General features: G+C 60.9%; 20 protein-coding genes. 16 read left to right on the top strand and 4 right to left on the bottom strand.

Going from position 1 to position 19,674, the window contains the following annotated elements:
* The first annotated feature begins 160 nt into the window (after nucleotides 1-160).
* The 4 genes from ftsY (at nucleotide 161) to rpoH (ending at nucleotide 4,340) form a co-directional block, all read left to right on the top strand.
* A complete protein-coding gene (gene ftsY / locus BW686_RS14505) occupies nucleotides 161-1,669 on the top strand; it encodes a signal recognition particle-docking protein FtsY (protein WP_084917909.1) in 1,509 nt (502 codons plus the stop codon).
* Nucleotides 1,666-2,337, top strand: coding sequence for a cell division ATP-binding protein FtsE (gene ftsE, locus BW686_RS14500; RefSeq protein WP_002555631.1), 672 nt, complete (start codon nucleotides 1,666-1,668; stop codon nucleotides 2,335-2,337). Before ftsY ends, ftsE begins: the two co-directional genes overlap by 4 nt.
* A complete protein-coding gene (ftsX, locus tag BW686_RS14495; protein ID WP_084917907.1) occupies nucleotides 2,334-3,368 on the top strand; it encodes a permease-like cell division protein FtsX in 1,035 nt (344 codons plus the stop codon). The genes ftsE and ftsX overlap by 4 nt, the downstream gene beginning before the upstream one ends.
* Nucleotides 3,369-3,485: 117 nt before the next feature.
* Nucleotides 3,486-4,340, top strand: a complete 855-nt coding sequence (rpoH, locus tag BW686_RS14490; RefSeq protein ID WP_003402233.1) for an RNA polymerase sigma factor RpoH — start codon at nucleotides 3,486-3,488, stop codon at nucleotides 4,338-4,340.
* A gap of 99 nt (nucleotides 4,341-4,439) precedes the next feature.
* Here the strand turns inward: rpoH and mtgA are convergent, their stop codons facing one another.
* Nucleotides 4,440-5,150: a monofunctional biosynthetic peptidoglycan transglycosylase gene (gene mtgA, locus BW686_RS14485; protein WP_084918080.1), complete on the bottom strand. Its 711-nt coding sequence runs from the start codon at nucleotides 5,148-5,150 to the stop codon at nucleotides 4,440-4,442.
* Between the two features lie 80 nt (nucleotides 5,151-5,230).
* Between mtgA and BW686_RS14480 the strand changes: the two genes are divergently transcribed.
* From BW686_RS14480 to trmB, 4 genes are all read left to right on the top strand, one after another.
* Entirely contained in the window at nucleotides 5,231-5,611 is a 381-nt protein-coding gene (locus BW686_RS14480) for a DUF423 domain-containing protein (protein ID WP_084917904.1), read from the top strand.
* A 110-nt stretch (nucleotides 5,612-5,721) separates the two neighbouring features.
* Entirely contained in the window at nucleotides 5,722-5,922 is a 201-nt protein-coding gene (gene thiS, locus BW686_RS14475; RefSeq protein ID WP_084917901.1) for a sulfur carrier protein ThiS, read from the top strand.
* A gap of 48 nt (nucleotides 5,923-5,970) precedes the next feature.
* Nucleotides 5,971-6,765 (top strand): thiazole synthase, encoded by a 795-nt coding sequence (locus BW686_RS14470; protein ID WP_084917898.1) that lies wholly within the window; start codon nucleotides 5,971-5,973, stop codon nucleotides 6,763-6,765.
* Nucleotides 6,766-6,862: 97 nt separating this feature from the next.
* Nucleotides 6,863-7,510, top strand: coding sequence for a tRNA (guanosine(46)-N7)-methyltransferase TrmB (trmB, locus tag BW686_RS14465; protein ID WP_218775752.1), 648 nt, complete (start codon nucleotides 6,863-6,865; stop codon nucleotides 7,508-7,510).
* Nucleotides 7,511-7,571: 61 nt separating this feature from the next.
* On the opposite strand, the gene BW686_RS14460 is transcribed toward trmB, so the two are convergent.
* Both BW686_RS14460 and BW686_RS14455 read right to left on the bottom strand, forming a co-directional pair.
* Nucleotides 7,572-8,630: a phosphorylcholine phosphatase gene (locus BW686_RS14460; RefSeq protein WP_084917893.1), complete on the bottom strand. Its 1,059-nt coding sequence runs from the start codon at nucleotides 8,628-8,630 to the stop codon at nucleotides 7,572-7,574.
* Nucleotides 8,631-8,818: 188 nt separating this feature from the next.
* Nucleotides 8,819-9,331: a dihydrofolate reductase gene (locus tag BW686_RS14455; RefSeq protein ID WP_084917890.1), complete on the bottom strand. Its 513-nt coding sequence runs from the start codon at nucleotides 9,329-9,331 to the stop codon at nucleotides 8,819-8,821.
* A gap of 111 nt (nucleotides 9,332-9,442) precedes the next feature.
* On the opposite strand from BW686_RS14455, the gene BW686_RS14450 reads away from it, so the two are divergent.
* The 8 genes from BW686_RS14450 (at nucleotide 9,443) to BW686_RS14410 (ending at nucleotide 18,884) form a co-directional block, all read left to right on the top strand.
* Nucleotides 9,443-10,822 (top strand): DUF2868 domain-containing protein, encoded by a 1,380-nt coding sequence (locus BW686_RS14450; RefSeq protein WP_084917888.1) that lies wholly within the window; start codon nucleotides 9,443-9,445, stop codon nucleotides 10,820-10,822.
* On the top strand, nucleotides 10,815-12,203 hold the full coding sequence (locus BW686_RS14445; protein ID WP_084917885.1) for a GTPase/DUF3482 domain-containing protein: 1,389 nt from the start codon (nucleotides 10,815-10,817) through the stop codon (nucleotides 12,201-12,203). The genes BW686_RS14450 and BW686_RS14445 overlap by 8 nt, the downstream gene beginning before the upstream one ends.
* A gap of 289 nt (nucleotides 12,204-12,492) precedes the next feature.
* Nucleotides 12,493-13,086: a transcriptional regulator BetI gene (betI, locus tag BW686_RS14440; protein ID WP_084917883.1), complete on the top strand. Its 594-nt coding sequence runs from the start codon at nucleotides 12,493-12,495 to the stop codon at nucleotides 13,084-13,086.
* Between the two features lie 106 nt (nucleotides 13,087-13,192).
* Nucleotides 13,193-14,665: a betaine-aldehyde dehydrogenase gene (betB, locus tag BW686_RS14435; RefSeq protein WP_084917881.1), complete on the top strand. Its 1,473-nt coding sequence runs from the start codon at nucleotides 13,193-13,195 to the stop codon at nucleotides 14,663-14,665.
* 141 nt (nucleotides 14,666-14,806) lie between these two features.
* Nucleotides 14,807-16,513, top strand: a complete 1,707-nt coding sequence (gene betA, locus BW686_RS14425) for a choline dehydrogenase (protein ID WP_084917876.1) — start codon at nucleotides 14,807-14,809, stop codon at nucleotides 16,511-16,513.
* Between the two features lie 345 nt (nucleotides 16,514-16,858).
* Nucleotides 16,859-17,992: a PepSY-associated TM helix domain-containing protein gene (locus tag BW686_RS14420; protein WP_084917873.1), complete on the top strand. Its 1,134-nt coding sequence runs from the start codon at nucleotides 16,859-16,861 to the stop codon at nucleotides 17,990-17,992.
* Nucleotides 17,989-18,171: a hypothetical protein gene (locus tag BW686_RS14415; protein ID WP_084917871.1), complete on the top strand. Its 183-nt coding sequence runs from the start codon at nucleotides 17,989-17,991 to the stop codon at nucleotides 18,169-18,171. Before BW686_RS14420 ends, BW686_RS14415 begins: the two co-directional genes overlap by 4 nt.
* Before the next feature lie 83 nt (nucleotides 18,172-18,254).
* Nucleotides 18,255-18,884, top strand: coding sequence for a glutathione S-transferase family protein (locus BW686_RS14410; protein ID WP_084917868.1), 630 nt, complete (start codon nucleotides 18,255-18,257; stop codon nucleotides 18,882-18,884).
* A 94-nt stretch (nucleotides 18,885-18,978) separates the two neighbouring features.
* Here BW686_RS14410 and rloA2 read toward each other — a convergent pair whose 3' ends face one another.
* Nucleotides 18,979-19,482: a retropepsin-like aspartic peptidase RloA2 gene (rloA2, locus tag BW686_RS14405; RefSeq protein ID WP_084917866.1), complete on the bottom strand. Its 504-nt coding sequence runs from the start codon at nucleotides 19,480-19,482 to the stop codon at nucleotides 18,979-18,981.
* Nucleotides 19,483-19,674: the final 192 nt, after the last annotated feature.

Below are 19,674 nucleotides of genomic sequence, written 5' to 3'. Positions count from 1 at the left end.
ACTGGCCGATTGCGAGTGAAACCTGTTTGAAACGCAGGTAAAGGTAGCTGGACAAGCGGCCGTTGAGTGAACAAGAAGTCCTAAACGCAGTCTGTTTTGCATGTCAGAATTTTTCCGGGCCGCCCTCTGGCGTCCCGCAACCTTGAGATAGCCGTCCTCCATGTTTGGTTCCAACGACGACAAGAAGACCCCAGCTGCGGCTGGAGAGAAGAAAGGCCTGTTCGGATGGCTGCGCAAGAAGCCGCAGCACACCGAGCCAACGCCGCCAGAATCATCCCCGGCCCAATCCGGTCCGGTGCCCGATCAGGTGATCGACACGCCGCCGCAGGTCGAGCCTCCTGTTGCCTCGCAATCCGCGCCCGACATTCAGCCTGAAGCCACCGTACCTGCGCCGCAAGCCCTGGTCGAGCCTGGCGCACCGTCGCCGCAGCCCTGGCTGACGTTGCCGGTGACCGAGGAGCCTGTGGCATTGAGCGACGAGCGCGAGCCGCACGTCACGCCGCTGATCCCCGAGCATGGCCATCCGCAGGCAGTGCCTGAGCCGGTCGTGCCCGCGCCACCGGTGCTTGAACCGGTGGCCGAGCGTACGCCGCTCAGCGTTCCCGAACCGGTATTCGTGCCGTCTCTGCGTGAGCCGGCAGCCGAAGCCGTTCCGACTCCAGCGGTTGCGCAGCCTCTGGTGCCTGTTCAGGAGGCAGCGCCGGTTCCAGCGCCTGTGCAGGATTCAGAGGCTGGCAAGGTCGGCTTCTTCGCTCGCCTCAAGCAAGGTTTGTCGAAAACCAGCGCCAGCATCGGCGAGGGTATGGCCAGCCTGTTTCTGGGCAAGAAGGCCATCGATGATGACCTGCTGGAAGAGATCGAGACCCGTTTGCTGACGGCAGATGTCGGTGTCGAGGCCACTTCGGTCATCATCAAGAGCCTGACCCAGAAAGTCGCCCGCAAGCAGTTGACTGACGCTCAGGCGTTGTACACCTCGTTGCAGGGTGAGCTGGCCGCGATGCTCAAGCCTGTCGAGCAGCCGCTGGTGATCAAAGCCGAGCACAAGCCGTTCGTGATTCTGGTAGTGGGCGTCAATGGCGCCGGCAAGACCACGACCATTGGCAAGCTGGCCAAGAAGCTGCAACTGGAAGGCAAGAAAGTCATGCTGGCAGCGGGTGATACGTTCCGTGCCGCCGCTGTCGAGCAGTTGCAGGTCTGGGGCGAACGCAACCACATACCGGTCATCGCTCAGCACACCGGTGCCGACTCTGCGTCCGTTATCTTCGATGCCGTACAGGCTGCCAAGGCTCGCGGTATCGATGTATTGATCGCCGACACGGCGGGCCGGCTGCACACCAAGGACAACCTGATGGAGGAACTGAAGAAGGTGCGCCGTGTGATCGGCAAACTGGACGCCGATGCGCCTCACGAAGTCCTGCTGGTACTCGATGCAGGCACCGGGCAGAACGCCATCAATCAGGCCAAACAATTCAACCAGACGGTCACATTGACGGGGCTGGCGCTCACCAAGCTGGACGGCACTGCCAAGGGCGGCGTCATTTTTGCGCTGGCCAAGCAGTTCGGCCTGCCTATTCGTTATATCGGTGTCGGTGAAGGGATCGACGATCTGCGCACCTTTGAAGCCGAACCCTTTGTTCAGGCTCTGTTTGCGGAGCGGGAGCGTTCATGATTCGATTCGAGCAGGTCGGTAAACGCTACCCGAATGGACACGTCGGGTTGCATGAACTGAGCTTTCGAGTACGTCGCGGCGAGTTTCTGTTTGTCACCGGCCACTCCGGTGCAGGCAAAAGCACGCTGCTGCGCCTGTTGCTTGCCATGGAGCGCCCGACAACCGGCAAACTGATGCTGGCCGGTCAGGACCTTGGGCAGATCAGCAACGCGCAGATTCCGTTTTTGCGTCGTCAGATCGGCGTGGTGTTCCAGAATCACCAGTTGCTGTTTGATCGAACGGTGTTCAACAACATCGCATTGCCTTTGCAGATACTCGGTCTGTCCAAGCCCGAGATTGCCAAACGGGTCGATTCGGCACTGGAGCGCGTAGCGTTGTCCGATAAGGCCGAGCTGTACCCTGGCGACCTGTCCACCGGTCAGCAACAGCGCGTCGGCATTGCCCGCGCTATCGTTCATCGCCCGGCATTGCTGCTGGCGGACGAACCGACCGGTAACCTCGATCCACGTCTCGCAGCGGAAATCATGGGTGTGTTTGAAGACATCAATCGACTGGGGACCAGCGTACTGATCGCCAGTCACGACCTGGCATTGATCGCTCGCATGCGCCATCGCATGCTGACCTTGCAGCGCGGTCGTCTGATCGGTGACGGGGAGGCTGGAGTATGAGTGCCACACGCAGCCCCAAGGTGTCGGAGCGCGTCGCGCCCAAAGCCGCCGACCCGCTACCGCCGAAGCAGAAAAAGCAGCGTCATGACCATGATGACGACGGCCCGGACTTCAACGCGTTGCTGTCCGCCTGGCTGGAAAGCCATCGCTCCAGTCTGGTCGACAGCCTGCGCCGCCTGGCCAAACAGCCGATCGGCAGCTTCTTTACCTGTCTGGTCATGGCCATTGCCCTGAGCCTGCCAATGGGCCTGTCGTTGCTGCTCGGCAATGTCGAGCGGCTTGGCGGTTCGTGGCAGCGCGCCGCGCAGATTTCCATCTACCTGAATATGGATGCCAGCACCGCTGATGGCACCCGCATGCGCGATGAAATCAAGGCCATGCCCGGTGTGGCGGATGCCGAGTACATCAGCAGCGAACAGGCATTGGGCGAGTTCAAGCAACAATCCGGTTTGGGGGAAGCGCTCAAGGAATTGCCGGATAACCCGCTGCCGGGCGTGGTTCTGGTCACGCCGGATGAAGTGGACAAGCCTGCGCTGGAGGCCTTGCGCACCCGGCTCGCCGAACTGCCGAAAGTCGAGCAGGCCCAGCTGGATCTGGTCTGGGTCGAAAGACTGGCAGCGATCCTCAAACTGGGAGATCGGTTCGTTTTCGGCTTGACGGTTCTGCTGGTCTCGGCTTTGCTGCTGGTCATTGGTAACACAATACGTCTACACATCGAAAACCGTCGCACTGAAATTGAAGTCATCAAGCTGGTAGGCGGTACCGACAGCTACGTGCGCAGACCCTTCCTCTATATGGGCGCGCTGTACGGTCTAGGGGCAGGCGTCCTGTCCTGGGGCGTTCTGGCCTATGGCCTCAACTGGTTGAACGGTGCTGTTGTCGGGCTGGCGGGTCTTTACGGAAGTGACTTCGCGTTGGCGGGCGTTCCAATGGGCGATGGTCTTTCGCTCTTGCTTGGAGCGGTTCTGTTAGGGTATATCGGTGCCTGGATTGCGGTCGCTCGTCACTTGCGTGAGCTGGCGCCCCGGTAGAGGCAAATTTTTGTTCACCCGATTGGCTTATGAATATCAAGGAACTTGGTTAGCGGTTCCGGGTCAATCTGGCTAGTGCTGAACTGCACATCACATGTGCGCTGGAGGTTTTTTCGTATGACCACTTCTTTGCAACCTGCTTATGCTTTAGTCCCGGGTGCGAACCTTGAGGCCTATGTGCAGACGGTCAACAGCATTCCACTGCTGACGCCCGAGCGGGAGCGTGAACTGGCTGAGAGTCTCTACTACGAGCAGGATCTGGACGCGGCCCGACAAATGGTTCTCGCGCACCTGCGTTTTGTCGTGCATATCGCTCGCAGTTATTCGGGTTACGGTCTGGCTCAGGCTGATCTGATCCAGGAAGGCAATGTCGGCTTGATGAAAGCCGTGAAGCGTTTCAACCCTGAAATGGGCGTGCGTCTGGTTTCCTTTGCCGTGCATTGGATCAAGGCCGAGATTCACGAGTTCATCCTGCGTAACTGGCGCATCGTCAAGGTCGCCACGACCAAGGCGCAGCGCAAGCTGTTTTTCAACCTGCGCAGCCAGAAGAAGCGTCTGGCCTGGCTGAACAACGACGAAGTGCATCGCGTCGCGGAAAGCCTGGGTGTCGAGCCGCGTGAAGTCCGCGAAATGGAAAGCCGTCTGACCGGTCACGACATGGCGTTCGACCCGGCTGCCGAAGCTGACGATGACAGCGCGTTCCAGTCGCCAGCCAACTACCTGGAAGACCACCGCTACGACCCGGCGCGTCAACTGGAAGACTCCGACTGGACCGACAACTCCACCGCCAACCTGCATCAGGCGCTGGACGTACTGGACGAACGCAGCCGCGACATCCTCTACCAGCGCTGGCTGGCAGAAGAGAAAGCCACGCTGCACGACCTGGCGCAGAAGTACAACGTCTCCGCCGAGCGTATTCGTCAGCTGGAAAAAAGCGCGATGAACAAGCTCAAGACGTCGATCGCTGCGTAAGGCTGGCCAGCAATGCAAAACGCCCCGAGATGATCGGGGCGTTTTTGTGTGTATCAATCAACTATCGTGCGACGCACCGCGTCCTCTTCTGTGGTGCGATCACCAGCGACGGCTGCTGTTCAGCCCTTGCAAGTACTCATCCCCACCCAGCTGACGCATCTGCTGACGAATCCAGCCGGCGCGGCGCGAGACGTAGCCGCTCGGGTGGCTGGCGCTCCACTGGCGCGGGTTGGGCAGGACAGCAGCGAGGTAGCTGGCCTGTTGCACGGAGAGGGCGCTGGCGTTGGTGCGGAAGTGGTGTTGTGCGGCCGCCTGCGCGCCGAATACCCCTTCGTCCCATTCGACGCTGTTGAGGTACACCTCAAGGATGCGTTCTTTGGACCACAGCAGTTCGATGAGCAGGGTGAACCACGCTTCAAGCCCCTTGCGCAGGTAGCTGCGGCCCGACCACAGGAACAGGTTTTTAGACACCTGCTGGCTCAGCGTGCTGGCACCGCGGATCGAGCCGCCTTGCTCGTTATGCAGAAGGGCGGCCTGGATGGCATCGACGTCGAAGCCCCAGTGCTCGGCAAATTTCTGGTCTTCGCCGGCAATGACGGCGATTTTCAGGTTGTCGGAGATCTTGTCGAAGGGTTCCCAGTCGCGTTGCAGGTCGATGGGTTCGCCATCAAACCACGATTCGACCTTGCGCTCGGCCATCAGCGCCGTGCCTGGTGGCGGTACCCAGCGCAGGACCATGACCACAAGAATGCTGCCCGCAGCGAAACACAGCAGGGCTTTGACGACACGATGAAGAATAGTTTGCAGCATAGAGATGGCTTGGCCGAACCCGTTGAGCGGGCCATTATACAGACCGTGGGCCTTACGACGATTTTTCACTGGAGTTCCTGATGCTTCGTAGCTTTTTGATGCTGGCTGCTTTCTTCGGTTTTACCGGCGTGGCGCTGGGTGCGTTTGCGGCGCACGGCCTGAAAGAGCGCCTGAGCGCCGAGTACCTGGCGGTTTTTCATACCGGTGTGCTTTATCAACTCGTTCACGCGCTGGCTCTGCTCGGCGTGGCTGTCCTGGCAACTCAGGTCCCCGGACGCCTTGTCACCTGGGCCGGGTTCTCGTTCGCACTCGGCATTCTGCTGTTCTCCGGCAGCCTGTACGCGCTGACGCTGACCGGCATCAGCAAGCTGGGCATCATCACCCCGTTTGGCGGCCTGGCGTTTCTGTTTGGCTGGTCGATGCTGGGGCTGGCGGCCTGGAGGCTGGGCTCTGCGCCTTGAGGGCTTTCTGAACGACAGGTCACGCTTGAGACGAATGGCGTGGCTTTGCCTTGGTCATACCGTTTGATCGGGCTAGAATGCTCGCCCCCTAAAATGATGGCTGCTGTCGCATGCGCATTCAGTTGAACGGCGAACCCTTTGAATTGCCCGATGGCGAAACCGTCGCGGCGCTGCTGACCCGTCTGGACCTTGCCGGACGCCGGGTGGCAGTTGAGCTGAATCTGGATATCGTGCCGCGCAGTCAACATGCGTCCACGGTTCTGAGCGAAGGCAATCAGGTCGAAGTGGTCCATGCCATCGGCGGTGGCTAGTTCTTACCCGCTGCACCGACTCCCCATGCACTTCAAAGAGGATTTCCGATGAGCAATGTTCGCAGCGACAAGCCTTTCGTCCTGGCTGGCCGGACGTTCGAGTCGCGGCTGCTGGTAGGCACCGGCAAATACATCGATATGGAACAGACCCGTCTGGCCATCGAAGCCTCGGGTGCCGAAATCGTGACCGTTGCCGTGCGCCGCACCAACCTGGGTCAGAACCCGGGCGAGCCGAACCTGCTCGACGTGCTGCCACCGGACCGCTACACCATTCTGCCGAACACCGCCGGCTGCTTCGATGCGGTCGAGGCGGTGCGCACCTGCCGCCTGTCCCGCGAACTGCTCGACGGCCGTAACCTGGTCAAGCTCGAAGTACTGGCGGATCAGAAAACCCTGTTCCCCAATGTCATCGAAACCCTCAAGGCCGCTGAAATACTGGTCAAGGACGGCTTTGATGTCATGGTCTACACCAGCGATGACCCGATCATTGCCCGTCAGCTGGCGGAAATCGGCTGCATTGCGATCATGCCGCTGGCCGGTCTGATCGGCAGCGGTCTGGGCATCTGCAATCCGTACAACCTGCAGATCATCCTTGAGGAAACCAGGGTGCCGGTGCTGGTCGATGCCGGTGTCGGCACGGCGTCCGATGCCACCATCGCGATGGAGCTGGGTTGCGAAGCCGTGTTGATGAACTCGGCCATCGCCCACGCTCAGCAGCCGGTCATGATGGCTGAAGCCATGAAGCACGCTGTAATTGCCGGTCGTCTGGCGTACCTCGCCGGGCGCATGCCACGAAAACTCTATGCCAGCGCGTCCTCGCCGCTGGATGGCCTGATCAAGTAAGAGCCCGTTGATGACTGATTCGCACGTTCCGCACCCAGAGTTGCCTGCTACCGAAGAAGGCGAAGAGCGCCCGCACCGCCGCATCAAGAGTTTCGTGATGCGTGCCGGTCGCATGACCGAAGGCCAGCAACGTGGTCTGGATCAGGGCCGCCCGCTGTTCGGCCTGTCGCTGACCGACGCGCCGGTGAATTTCGACCACGTGTTCGGCCGCTCTGCACCGCGCACGCTGGAGATCGGCTTCGGCATGGGTCAATCGTTGCTGGAAATGGCTGCGGCTGCTCCCGAGCAGGATTTCATCGGTGTCGAAGTGCATTCGCCGGGCGTGGGCGCGTTGCTCAATGGTGTGTTGACCCAAGGGCTGACCAACGTGCGCGTCTACGATTGTGACGCCATTGAAGTGCTGAACCGCTGCATTGCCGATAACAGCCTTGATCGGCTGATGCTCTTCTTCCCGGACCCTTGGCACAAGAGTCGCCACCATAAACGCCGCATCGTACAACCCGAGTTCGTCGCACTGGTGCGCAGCAAGCTGAAGGTGGGCGGGGTGTTCCACATGGCCACCGATTGGGGGCCTTACGCGGAATACATGCTGGAAGTGATGAGCGTAGCGCCTGGCTATCGCAATCTGGCCGAGGACAACCAGTACGTGCCACGTCCTGCAGAGCGTCCGATCACCAAGTTCGAACGCCGTGGCGAGAAACTCGGCCACGGGGTCTGGGACCTGAAGTTCGAAAAGGTCGATTGAATGGGCTGATCGTGCCCGGTCACCCGGGCACGACCTTGCCGCTTGAAGCGTTTCCCGCCGCTTACTGAATCTCGTCCGGCTTGACGATCACCCAGTTCTTGTCTGCCGTGACTGGCAGCTTTTCCTTGGCCTGAGCCTCGGCATTGGCCTTGATCATGCCGTTGAGCTGGGTCATGTACTTGTCCTTGCGGTTGATCCACAGGTGTACGCCGCCCTTGCTCACGTCGACGCTGTGAAACAGCATGTAGCCATCGCTGGTCGGGGTATCGCCACCCACCAGGACCGGTTTTTTCCATTGATCGATGTACGTCAGAATCGCCGCCTGCTTGCCGGCCATCCAGGTTGCCGGGGTCCACAGGTACGGCGTCAGCTCCAGGCCCATGTTGCTTTTCGGGTCATAGTTGCCTGCGGTGATCTGCTTGCGTGCTGTGGTCAGTTCACCGGTCTTGCGGTCCTTGAGCAGCGTGGTCACGCCAATCACGTTCTGTGGTTTGACGTTGTAACCGTACTTGGGGTCGGCGGCGACCATGCGCACCAGCTCTTCGGACGCAGCGGTCATCACGTAGACCTCGATGCCGTTTTCCATCAGCTTGTTGTACAGCTCGGTCTGGCCGGTGAACACGCGTGGCGGCTCGACATTAAGCTGCTTGACGGTGTCGCCCTCGTAATACGTCGCCGGGATCGGTTTTTTGAGGGCCATCAGCTCATCGACATAGCCTTTCAGCTCTTGGAGCGTGAAGCCGGAAAACACTTGGGCGACCCACGGGTAGCAGACCATGTCGTCTATTTCGCACAGGCGATAGTAGTAACTGAACAGGCTTTCCTTGTGCTCGGCGGTGTCTTTGAAGGGGATGAGTTTCAACGAAGGGTCTAGCGTTTCGCGGGTGATCAGGCCTTTGTTTTCCATGTACGGCAGCAGCGATTCTTCAAGGTCGAAGCGGTAGCTGGTGTTGTCCATGTCGAAGACTGCGTAATTGCCCTTTTTGGCATTCGCCGCGATCATCGCGTCGAGCGCCTTGGCCGCAGGCTCGGGCCAATGCTTCAATTCGGTGGCCGCGATCACCTGGCCGGCAAGCCCGAGGCAGACGGCGGCAGCCAACAGTTTTGGCACGAATTTCATAAGCAATTACCCCTTGTCAAAAAACGAAGGGGCAGACCGTAACAAATTATTGTGAAGGCAAAAGTACATCAGCGACCCGAAAAAGGCCGAAAGACGCCGTTTGCCCCTTTATTTGCGACGCCAAAACCAAAAACGACACTTTTGCTACCGTTTTTATCCGGTGGCCGTGATCGGGTTGAAAGACGCGGTCAGACGCGCTCCCACACCTCAAAATGGTAAGCGGGCTTGTCATCCTCGGCGGCGTTCCCGGTGTTGGACACCAATGCCCATTGCGCCGTATCAAACTCCGGAAACCACGCATCGCCCTCAGGGCTCAAGGCAACGCGAGTCAGGTACAGGCGGTCCGCCTGCGCAAGGCCCTGCGCATAAAGCTGTGCGCCGCCAATCAGCATCACTTCATCGACGCCCTGTGCCTGCGCCCATTGCTCGGCCCGCACCACGGCGGCCTCCAGCGAAGGGAACACTTCCGCGCCATCGAGTTGCAGGTCGGGCTGGCGGCTGACCACCAGATTCAGGCGGCCGGGCAGGGGGCGGCCCAGGGAATCCCAGGTCTTGCGACCCATGATGATCGGCTTGCCGAGGGTCGTCGCCTTGAAATACTTGAAGTCCCCCGGCAAATGCCAGGGCATGGAATTGTCGACGCCGATCACTCGGTTTTCACCAAGGGCGGCAATCAGGCTGAGAGGCAGATGAGTTTTCATGAGCGCGAGGATATCAGGAGGTCGCGGGCCGGGCGACTGAACTGATACGCGCCGTGCTCAGTCCCATGACAGCGGTTATGCTCACCGCAGAATTCAATGAAGAGACACTGTGTGACTGCACTGACCCCACTCGATACCCTCTGGCTGACCGAAGCGGTGCGCCTGCGTGAACAACAGGCTGGCGCGCTGGATGATCAGGAAGCCAATCGTCGTGCCCGCGCTGCCGGTGGCGACCTGACTGTACGCATCACGCACCGCGCCCTCGGGCTGGCGGAACGCGACGGCATGCTTGCGGCACTGCATCGCTGGAAGCAAGGCGCGCGGCTGGCGTTGATGGCGCTGGCCGTGCTGGCCGTCATCAGCGGGGCAGGTCTGGCCTTCGCCGCGATGGGAGACGGACAGGCGCCGGTCAACGTGTTCTGGGCGCTGGGCAGTCTGCTTGGGTTGAATCTTTTAATGTTGCTCAGTTGGGCACTGAGTTTGCTCTTTGCCGGGCGCAGCAATACCGGGCTGGGCCGTTTGTGGCTGTGGCTGAGCGAAAAGCTCGCCCGTGACGCTCAGGCTGCGCAACTTGCCCCGGCGCTGGTTTTGCTGCTGCAACGCAAGCGACTCAATCGCTGGGTGCTGGGGCTGGTGGTTCACAGCCTGTGGCTGCTGGCGCTGGTCAGTGCGCTGGTGTTGCTGTTGATGCTGATGGCAACCCGGCGCTACGGTTTTGTCTGGGAAACCACCATTCTGAGCAGCGACACCTTCGTCAGCCTGACTCAGGCACTCGGCAGTCTTCCGGCCTGGCTGGGATTCAGTGTGCCGGACGACACCATGATTCGCGCCAGTGGCCGTGGCGCGCTGAGTATCGAGAATGCGCGACAGGCCTGGGCGGCATGGCTGGTGGGCGTGCTGCTGGTGTACGGCATAGTGCCGCGCCTGTTGCTGGCGGCGTTCTGCCTGTGGCGCTGGAAGCGTGGGCGTGCAGCGCTGCGCCTCGATCTCGAGCTGCCGCGCTACCTCGAATTGCGTGAGCACCTGATGCCGAGCAGCGAGCGGTTGGGCGTCAGTGACGCCGAGCCTGCTGCACTGCATCAGGTGCAATCCGGCCTGGGAGCGGTTGAGAGCGACGGTGCCCTGCTGGTTGCAGTCGAGCTGGATGATCAGCAGGTCTGGCCGCCTCAATTGCCTTCCGGGGTCGCCAACGCCGGCGTTCTCGACAGTCGCGAGTCGCGCCACAAGCTGCTGGAGCAGTTGGCCCATTATCCACCCGCCCGTCTGTTGATCGCCTGCGACCCACGCCGCTCGCCGGACCGTGGCAGCCTGGCGCTGATTGCAGAGCTGGCACGTTGCGCCGGGGCGACTCGCCTCTGGCTGCTGCCTGCGCCTGCCGGGCAGACGCTCGACCCGGAGCGCCTGGACGACTGGCATGTCGCACTGGATCAACTTCAATTGCCACATGCGGACCACGCGCCGCTGAGCTGGCTGGAGACAGGCCATGACTGAAGCAGACAGCGCTCGCGCCATCAAACTGGCTGTGGTCGGACACACCAACGTCGGCAAGACCTCGCTGCTGCGCACGTTGACCGGTGATGTCAGCTTCGGTGAAGTGTCACACCGGCCCAGCACCACGCGCCATGTAGAAGGCGCACGCCTGTCGGTGGACGGTCAGGCATTGGTCGAGCTGTACGACACGCCCGGGCTGGAAGACGCCATTGCGCTGCTCGATTATCTGGAGCGCCTGGATCGTCCCGGCGAACGACTGGATGGCCCGGCGCGATTGGCGCGCTTTCTGGAAGGCAGCGAAGCACGGCAGCGTTTCGAGCAGGAGGCCAAGGTGCTGCGCCAGTTGCTCGGCTCGGACGCGGGGCTGTACGTCATTGATGCGCGTGAGCCGGTGCTGGCCAAATACCGGGACGAACTGGCGGTACTGGCGAGTTGCGGCAAGCCGTTGCTGCCCGTGCTGAATTTCGTGAGCGCCCAGCAGCACCGCGAACCCGAGTGGCGCGAAGCCCTTTCGCGTCTGGGCCTGCACGCACTGGTGCGGTTTGACAGCGTGGCACCGCCGGAAGACGGAGGCCGCCGTCTCTACGAAAGCCTGGCGTTGCTGCTGGAAAGCGCGCGCCCCCGGCTGGAACGCCTGATTGCCGATCAGGAAAAGCAACGTGTAGCCAAGCGCCACAGCGCAGCACGTCTGATCGCGGAAATGCTGATCGATTGTGCGGCTTGTCGGCGCAGCGTCGAGACCACCGCCGATCAGGAGCAGCAAGCGGTGGACGGGTTGCGCAAAGCGGTTCGTCAGCGCGAGCAACACTGTGTCGAGGCGCTGCTCAAACTGCATGCGTTTCGCAAGGACGATGTGTCGACCGGCGATTTGCCGTTGATGGACGGACGTTGGGGCGATGACCTGTTCAACCCGGAAACCCTCAAGCTGATGGGCGTGCGGGTCGGCGGTGGCGTCGCGGCGGGTGCGGCAGCCGGGGCAGGGGTGGACCTGATGGTGGGCGGCGTGACCCTCGGCGCAGCGGCGCTGGTCGGGGCCATTGCGGGCGGTGCGTTATCAACGGCGCGCAGCTACGGAGGTCGTTTGCTGGGCAAGTTCAAGGGTCGCCGGGAACTGACCGTGGATGATGCGGTGCTGCGCCTGCTGGCGCTGCGTCAACGGCATTTGCTGCTGGCGCTGGGCGTGAGAGGCCATGCGGCCATGCACAGCATCGAACTGACCACGCCGCAGGACACAGCCTGGCGCAAGGGCAAGATCCCCGAACCGCTTTCGCGTGCCCGTGCCCACCCGCAGTGGTCGATGCTCAATCCGAACCCCAAGCCGAATCAGGGCGAAAGGCAGGAAGCGATTGATGAACTGGCGAATGTGGTGTTGCAGGATTGAGGAATGTAGCGCCAGTTACCCACACGCACACACTTGTGGGAGTGAGCTTGCTCACGAAGGGGCCGGTACATCCCTCGGAAATGGGGCGTTTGAACCACTGCTTTCGTGAGCAAGCTCACTCCCACAGAGTCATGTCAGCCTGGTGCTATCAGCATTTTTCAGCTTGCCGCTTGCAGCTGAAACCTTGCCGCTGATTTTTTATTGATTGATCGTTCAATAAAAAATCTTTAGACTGGGTCCGTCAATTCGATACAACGATCACTGCAGACAACCGGGAGGATTCGCGCCAATGCCCAAGGTCGGTATGCAACCCATCCGCCGCCAACAACTGATTCAGGCCACGCTGACGGCGGTCGATCAGGTGGGTATGGGCGATGCCAGCATTGCGCTGATCGCACGCCTGGCAGGCGTCTCCAACGGCATCATCAGTCACTACTTTCAGGACAAGAACGGCCTGATCGCAGCCACGATGCGGCATCTGATGAACGCCCTGATCCAGAACGTCCGCGAGCGCCGGAAGGCGTTGACCGATGACAGTCCCAGGGCGCATCTGCAGGTGATCATCGAAGGCAACTTCGACGCCAGTCAGGTCAACGGTCCGGCCATGAAAACCTGGCTGGCCTTCTGGGCAACCAGCATGCATCACCCGTCGCTGCACCGATTGCAGCGCATCAACGACCACCGTCTGTATTCGAACCTGTGCTGCCAGTTCCGTCGCACCTTGCCACTGGAACAGGCACGCAACGCCGCCCGCGGGCTGGCAGCCCTGATAGACGGGCTGTGGCTGCGAGGCGCGTTGTCAGGCGATGCATTCGACACCGAGCAAGCGCAACGGATCGCTTACGAATACATGGATTTCCAACTGGCGAAATCGGCGAGCTAAGCGCTTTCGAAGCCTGCTCACCGAACGACTGGATGCGCGTGTTGCCCAATGTTTCCGGCACACTGAAATCAGTCATCGCCTCCCCCACTGAATTTGCGAGGACTTTATGGCCCGTTTTGAATTGCAGAAACTCTACATCGACGGCGGTTATGTCGACGCCAGCAACACTGAAACCTTCGACTCGATCAACCCTGCCAACGGCGAAGTGCTGGCGCAGATCCAGCGCGCGGGCAAAGAAGACGTCGAGCGCGCTGTCGTCGCCGCTGAAAAGGGCCAGAAGATCTGGGCCGCCATGACCGCAGTCGAGCGTTCGCGCATCCTGCGTCGTGCCGTCGACATCCTGCGCGAACGCAACGATGAGCTGGCGGCGCTGGAGACGCTGGACACCGGCAAGGCCATCTCCGAAACCCGTTATGTCGATGTGGTGACAGGCGCTGACGTGCTGGAGTACTACGCAGGTCTGGTGCCCGCCATCGAAGGCGAACAGATCCCGCTGCGTGATTCCTCGTTCGTTTACACCCGTCGCGAGCCGCTGGGCGTGGTTGCAGGCATCGGCGCCTGGAACTACCCGATCCAGATCGCCCTGTGGAAATCCGCGCCAGCGCTGGCGGCGGGCAACGCGATGATCTTCAAGCCAAGTGAAGTCACCTCGCTGACCACCTTGAAGCTGGCAGAAATCTACACCGAAGCCGGCGTGCCGAACGGCGTGTTCAACGTGTTGACCGGCAGCGGCCGTGAAGTCGGCACCTGGATCACCGAGCATCCGCGCATCGAGAAAGTCTCCTTCACTGGCGGCACCGACACCGGCAAGAAAGTCATGGCCAGTGCATCGAGTTCGTCGCTCAAGGAAGTGACTATGGAGCTGGGCGGCAAGTCGCCGCTGATCGTGTTCGACGACGCTGATCTGGATCGCGCCGCCGACATCGCAATGATGGCCAACTTCTACAGCTCCGGCCAGGTTTGCACCAACGGCACCCGTGTGTTCGTACCGAACGCGCTGAAAGCCGAATTCGAAGCCAAAATCCTTGAGCGTGTGAGGCGTATTCGTCCCGGCAACCCTGAAGACGAAAACATCAACTTCGGCCCGCTGGTCAGCTTCGAACACATGGAAAGTGTGTTGGGCTATATCGCCAAGGGCAAAGAGCAGGGCGCACGCCTGTTGTGCGGCGGCGACCGTCTGACCGGGGGCGTATTCGACAAGGGCGCGTTCGTTGCGCCGACCGTGTTCTCCGACTGCACCGACGAGATGACCATTGTGCGCGAAGAGATCTTCGGCCCGGTGATGAGCATCCTCGGCTATGACACCGAAGACGAAGTGGTTCGCCGCGCCAACGACACCGATTTCGGTCTGGCGGCCGGCATCGTGACCCGCGACCTGAACCGTGCGCACCGCGTGATCCATCTGTTGGAAGCGGGCATCTGCTGGATCAACGCCTGGGGCGAGTCGGCAGCGCAGATGCCGGTCGGCGGTTACAAGCAGTCGGGCGTCGGTCGCGAGAACGGCATCAGCTCGCTGGCCCAGTACACGCGAATCAAGTCGGTACAGATCGAACTGGGCGACTACGCCTCGGTTTTCTAAACACCGTTCCAAGTGGCACGTGGCAATCCGCAAGCAGACGCAATCAAAAGCGGCTTGCCGCACCCCATTTTCACAAGTATCGCCTCGCTGCTTCTGCTTGCAGCCGAGGCTTGAGACTTGCAGCTCTATGAGGGAGCCTCTATGACGACTCAATCCGAATACGACTACATCATTATTGGTGCCGGCTCTGCCGGTAACACCTTGGCAGCCCGTCTTACCGAAGACGCAGGCGTCACTGTTCTGCTGCTGGAAGCCGGTGGCCCGGACTATCGTCTGGACTTCCGTACCCAGATGCCCGCCGCTCTGGCGTTCCCGCTGCAAGGCCGTCGCTACAACTGGGCCTACGAGACCGAGCCAGAGCCGCACATGAACAACCGCCGCATGGAATGCGGTCGCGGCAAGGGCCTGGGCGGCTCTTCGCTGATCAACGGCATGTGCTACATCCGTGGCAACGCGATGGACTACGACGGCTGGGCGAAAGAGCCGGGCCTTGAAGACTGGAGCTACCTCGACTGCCTGCCGTACTTTCGCAAGGCCGAAACCCGCGACATCGGCCCGAATGATTACCACGGCGGCGACGGTCCGGTCAGCGTGACCACGCCCAAGGCCGGCAACAACCCATTGTTCCACGCGATGGTCGAAGCGGGCGTACAAGCCGGCTTCCCGCGCACTGACGACCTCAACGGTTATCAGCAGGAAGGCTTTGGTCCGATGGACCGCACCGTGACGCCGAATGGCCGTCGTGCCAGCACCGCGCGCGGTTATCTGGACGAAGCGAAAAAGCGTTCGACCCTGAGCATCGTCACTCACGCGCTGACCGACCGCATCCTGTTCGAAGGCAAGCGTGCCGTCGGCGTGGCGTATCTGGTCGGCGACAGCGACACGCGCATTGAAGCCCGTGCGCGCAAGGAAGTGCTGCTGTGCGGCGGCGCGATTGCCTCACCGCAGATCCTGCAACGCTCCGGTGTCGGTCCTGCCGAACTGTTGAACAAGCTGGATATTCCGGTGGTTCATGACCTGCCGGGCGTGGGTCAGAACCTTCAGGACCATCTGGAAATGTACCTGCAATATGCCTGCACCCAGCCCGTGTCGCTTTACCCTTCGCTGAAGTGGTGGAATCAACCTGCCATTGGTGCAGAGTGGATGTTCCTCGGCACCGGGATCGGCGCGAGCAACCAGTTCGAAGCGGGCGGTTTCATCCGTTCCAGCGAAGCGTTCGAATGGCCGAACATTCAGTATCACTTCCTGCCGGTCGCGATTAACTACAACGGCACCAAGGGTGTTCAGGAACACGGTTTCCAGGCGCACGTCGGCTCGATGCGTTCGCCAAGCCGTGGTCGCGTACACGTCAAGTCCAAGGACCCGCGCGAGTACCCGAGCATCCTGTTCAACTACATGGCGTCCGAGCAGGACTGGCAGGAATTCCGCGACGGCATTCGCCTGACCCGCGAGATCATGCAGCAACCGGCGCTTGATCCTTACCGTGGCCGCGAAATCAGCCCCGGCATTGACGTGCAGTCGGATGAGGCGCTGGACCAGTTCGTGCGTGATCACGCCGAAACGGCTTATCACCCGTCCTGCTCGTGCAAAATGGGCACCGACGAGATGGCCGTTGTCGACAATCAGGGCCGTGTACATGGCCTGCAAAGCCTGCGCGTTGTGGACGCCTCGATCATGCCGCTCATCACTACCGGCAACCTGAACGCGCCGACGATCATGATCGCCGAGAAAATCGCCGACAAGATCCGTGGCCGTCAGCCTCTGCCACGCAGCACCGCCGACTACTTCGTCGCAGGCGACAAGCCGGCGCGCGGCAAGCCACTGCGCGAGATCAGCCACCAGGGTTGATCTGAGCGGGAACGATTCACGTGCCCACCCGGGCACTTCTCGTTCCTTGCGCTCCAGTGTGTCAGTGCCGTTCATGACGCTTTGCGCCGCAAAAGAGCGACGCAAAGCGTCATGAACAGCATGTCACCGCTACAATCTGGCTCCCTCTCCCGACAGACGCAATTGCCTCCCTCCCGGCGCTCTGTCACAATCGCGAATGATTCTCTTTAGTTAGATATTTCTCATCGCGTTCCTTCTTGTCGTCAGCCCCAGACGCTCATAGCAAGATCGTTGTTACAGCGTGCGCAAGACCTGAGTCAGGACACTTCCTCGCCTGCCGGGTCGCTGCTTTGCCGTGGATAAATCATGAAAAGTCAAACCGTGCGCCGCTGGTCCGTCGTCCATACCTGGAGCAGCCTGGCCTGCACCGTGTTCTTGCTGATGCTCGCTGTCACCGGCCTGCCGCTGATCTTTCATCATGAAATCGATCACATGCTCGGCGATGCACCGCATTACAGGGAAATGCCCGACGACACGCCGCGTCTGGATCTGGAGCAACTGGCGCGTGCCGCCGAAGCGCACCGGCCTGGTGAGGTGATGCAGTATTTTGGCTGGGATGACGAGGACCCCGATGGCGTGATGGCAATCACCGCCGCAACGGCCGGCACCGAGCCCAATTCATCCCACACCTTTGCGCTGGATGCGCGTACGGGCGAAGCGCTGGAAATGCCGTCGGCCAATGGCGGGTTCATGATGGTGATGCTGCGTCTGCACGTGGACATGTACGCCGGACTGCCCGGCAAACTGTTGCTGGCGTTCATGGGGCTGATGTTCGTGGTGGCCATCGTTTCCGGGACCGTGTTGTATTCACCGTTCATGCGCAAACTGGACTTCGGCCAGGTGCGTGCCAACAAGTCCACCCGCACTCGCTGGCTCGACCTGCACAACCTGATCGGCGTTGTGACCCTGACCTGGGCGCTGGTAGTGGGGGTGACGGGCGTGATCAGCGCCTGCGCCGATCTTCTGATCGCTTCATGGCGCAACGATGCGCTGGCGACGATGATTGCCCCCTACAAAGACGCGCCGCCATTGTCGTGGCGCGCCCCGGCGACGCGGTTGCTGGAGATCGCCGAATCGACTGCGCCCGGCATGCAAGCCGATTTCATCGCCTTCCCCGGCACGCGCTTTTCCAGCGAGCACCATTACGCGGTATTCCTCAAAGGCAATACCCACCTGACGGCGCACCTGGCCACGCCGGTGCTGATCGACGCGCAGACCCTGCAAGTCACCGCCGTGGTCGGGCGGCCCTGGTACATGGACGCGCTGGGCATGTCGCAACCGTTGCATTTCGGTGACTACGGCGGCATGCCGATGAAGATTCTCTGGGCGGTGCTGGATGTGCTGACCATCATCGTGCTGGGCAGCGGGGTGTACCTGTGGTGGGTCAGACGTCGCGCAGCCCGCTCGGCGAGCGCTGTGGGTGCGCAGGTGGCGCAGTGAGCACGAGGCCATCGCGGTTCTGGAAAACCTTCGCCATACCGGGTGTGATCGCATTGCTCACCGCAGCAGGTCTGTTCGCCGCGTTGCTGGGCGACGGCTGGTGGGACACGCTGGCCTGGCTCGGGATGGGCAGCGCCGCAGCGTTCAGCGCCCGAGGTCTGCTGACGCGGCAAAGTTAGCGCATTCAGGTCGAGCGTCATGCGGATTGCGGAGCTGCTGCGCGCTGACTAGTCTAGAAGCCTGTCTCATTCGAGGAACACCTATGTCAGCGCCCACGATGACGTTGTACTTCAACGCCGCTTCGCCCTTTGCTCGCAAAGTGGTGGTGATGCTTCACGAAACCGGACAGCTCGACCGTGTGCAATTGCAGTCCACTGCGTTGACGCCAGTGAACCCGTCTGCGGAACTCAATGATGACAACCCTGCAGGCAAGCTCCCAGCATTGCGTCTGGCCGATGGCAACGTCATTCACGACAGCCGTGTCATTCTCGATTATCTGGATCATCAGCATGTCGGCCTCCCTTTGATCCCCCGTGAAGGTTCGTCACGCTGGAGGCGCCTGACGCTGGCGTCGCTGGCGGATGCGATTCTGGATGCTGCAGTCATGATCCGTTACGAAACGGCCTTGCGCCCACAGGAAAAACACTGGGATCAGTGGCTGGACAACCAGCAGCAAAAGATAGAACGCTCGCTGAGTTACTTCGAAAGCAATGCGGTCACAGAACTCAGCTCATCGTTTGATGTGGCGTCGATCAGCGTGGCCGCTGCATTGGGGTATCTGGATTTCCGCCAGTCGCATCTGAACTGGCGTGACACGTGTCCGGGATTGGCCGACTGGTACGCCGAAATCAGTCAGCGGCCCTCGATGCAGGCGACACAGCCAGCGGTTTGACTGACGACCGCTCTGCCAGCGCGAAGCTTCAGGAACGAGCGTCGCCTGTGCGTACGCTTATCGTTCCCTTGCTCGCGTAGCGACGATAACGGCCTCAGCAATCAGGCTCGTCAGCGGTGTAGCGACGGGCCGGGTTGATGGCTGCGTCGAACTCGCGCAACGCCTTGGCGCCGATCAGCAGCGGGAAGTTGAAATGGCTGCGATCCACCAGATTGACTTCGACGGTGCGTTTCTTGTTACCCAGGCACAGTTCCATATCGACAACCGGGCGCTTGGCGGCACTGGCGACGTCATCTTCCTCGTCATCACCCTCGGCACGACCCTTGATCTTGCTGATCCGGGACACTTTGTGCTCGTACACCTTGTCATCGGCGCCTTTGGTTGCCAGACGGAATCGCACCCAGTCATCGCCATCGCGCTTGAACAGTTCGATGTCCTTGGCCGACAGCGACGCGGTGAGCGCGCCCGTGTCCATCTTGGCCTTGAAGGTCTGGCCGACGTCCAGAACCTTGATGTTTTCGTAACGGCCGTACAGCGTGGGTTCAGCAGCCATGACTGGCAAAGCCAGCAGCGACAACAGCGCCAGGATCGGTTTCACGTAAAAGGTTCCTCGCAATGGGCGGCGCCAGAGTGGCACCCGGTTTTAGACAGCGAACGGCTGTTTGGTTCGGCAGAATAAACAGAGCGCCAGCTTACCGATGTGCGCGTGAAACATTTGTAAGTACCTGCCGGATTGGCGTAAAACGCGAGGGTCTTTATTATTGCCGCCCCTGAACCCTCAAGAGTCTGC

The organism is Pseudomonas syringae (assembly GCF_002157375.1).
Classification (GTDB): domain Bacteria; phylum Pseudomonadota; class Gammaproteobacteria; order Pseudomonadales; family Pseudomonadaceae; genus Aquipseudomonas; species Aquipseudomonas syringae_T.
This window is presented reverse-complemented; position numbering and strand designations above follow the sequence as displayed.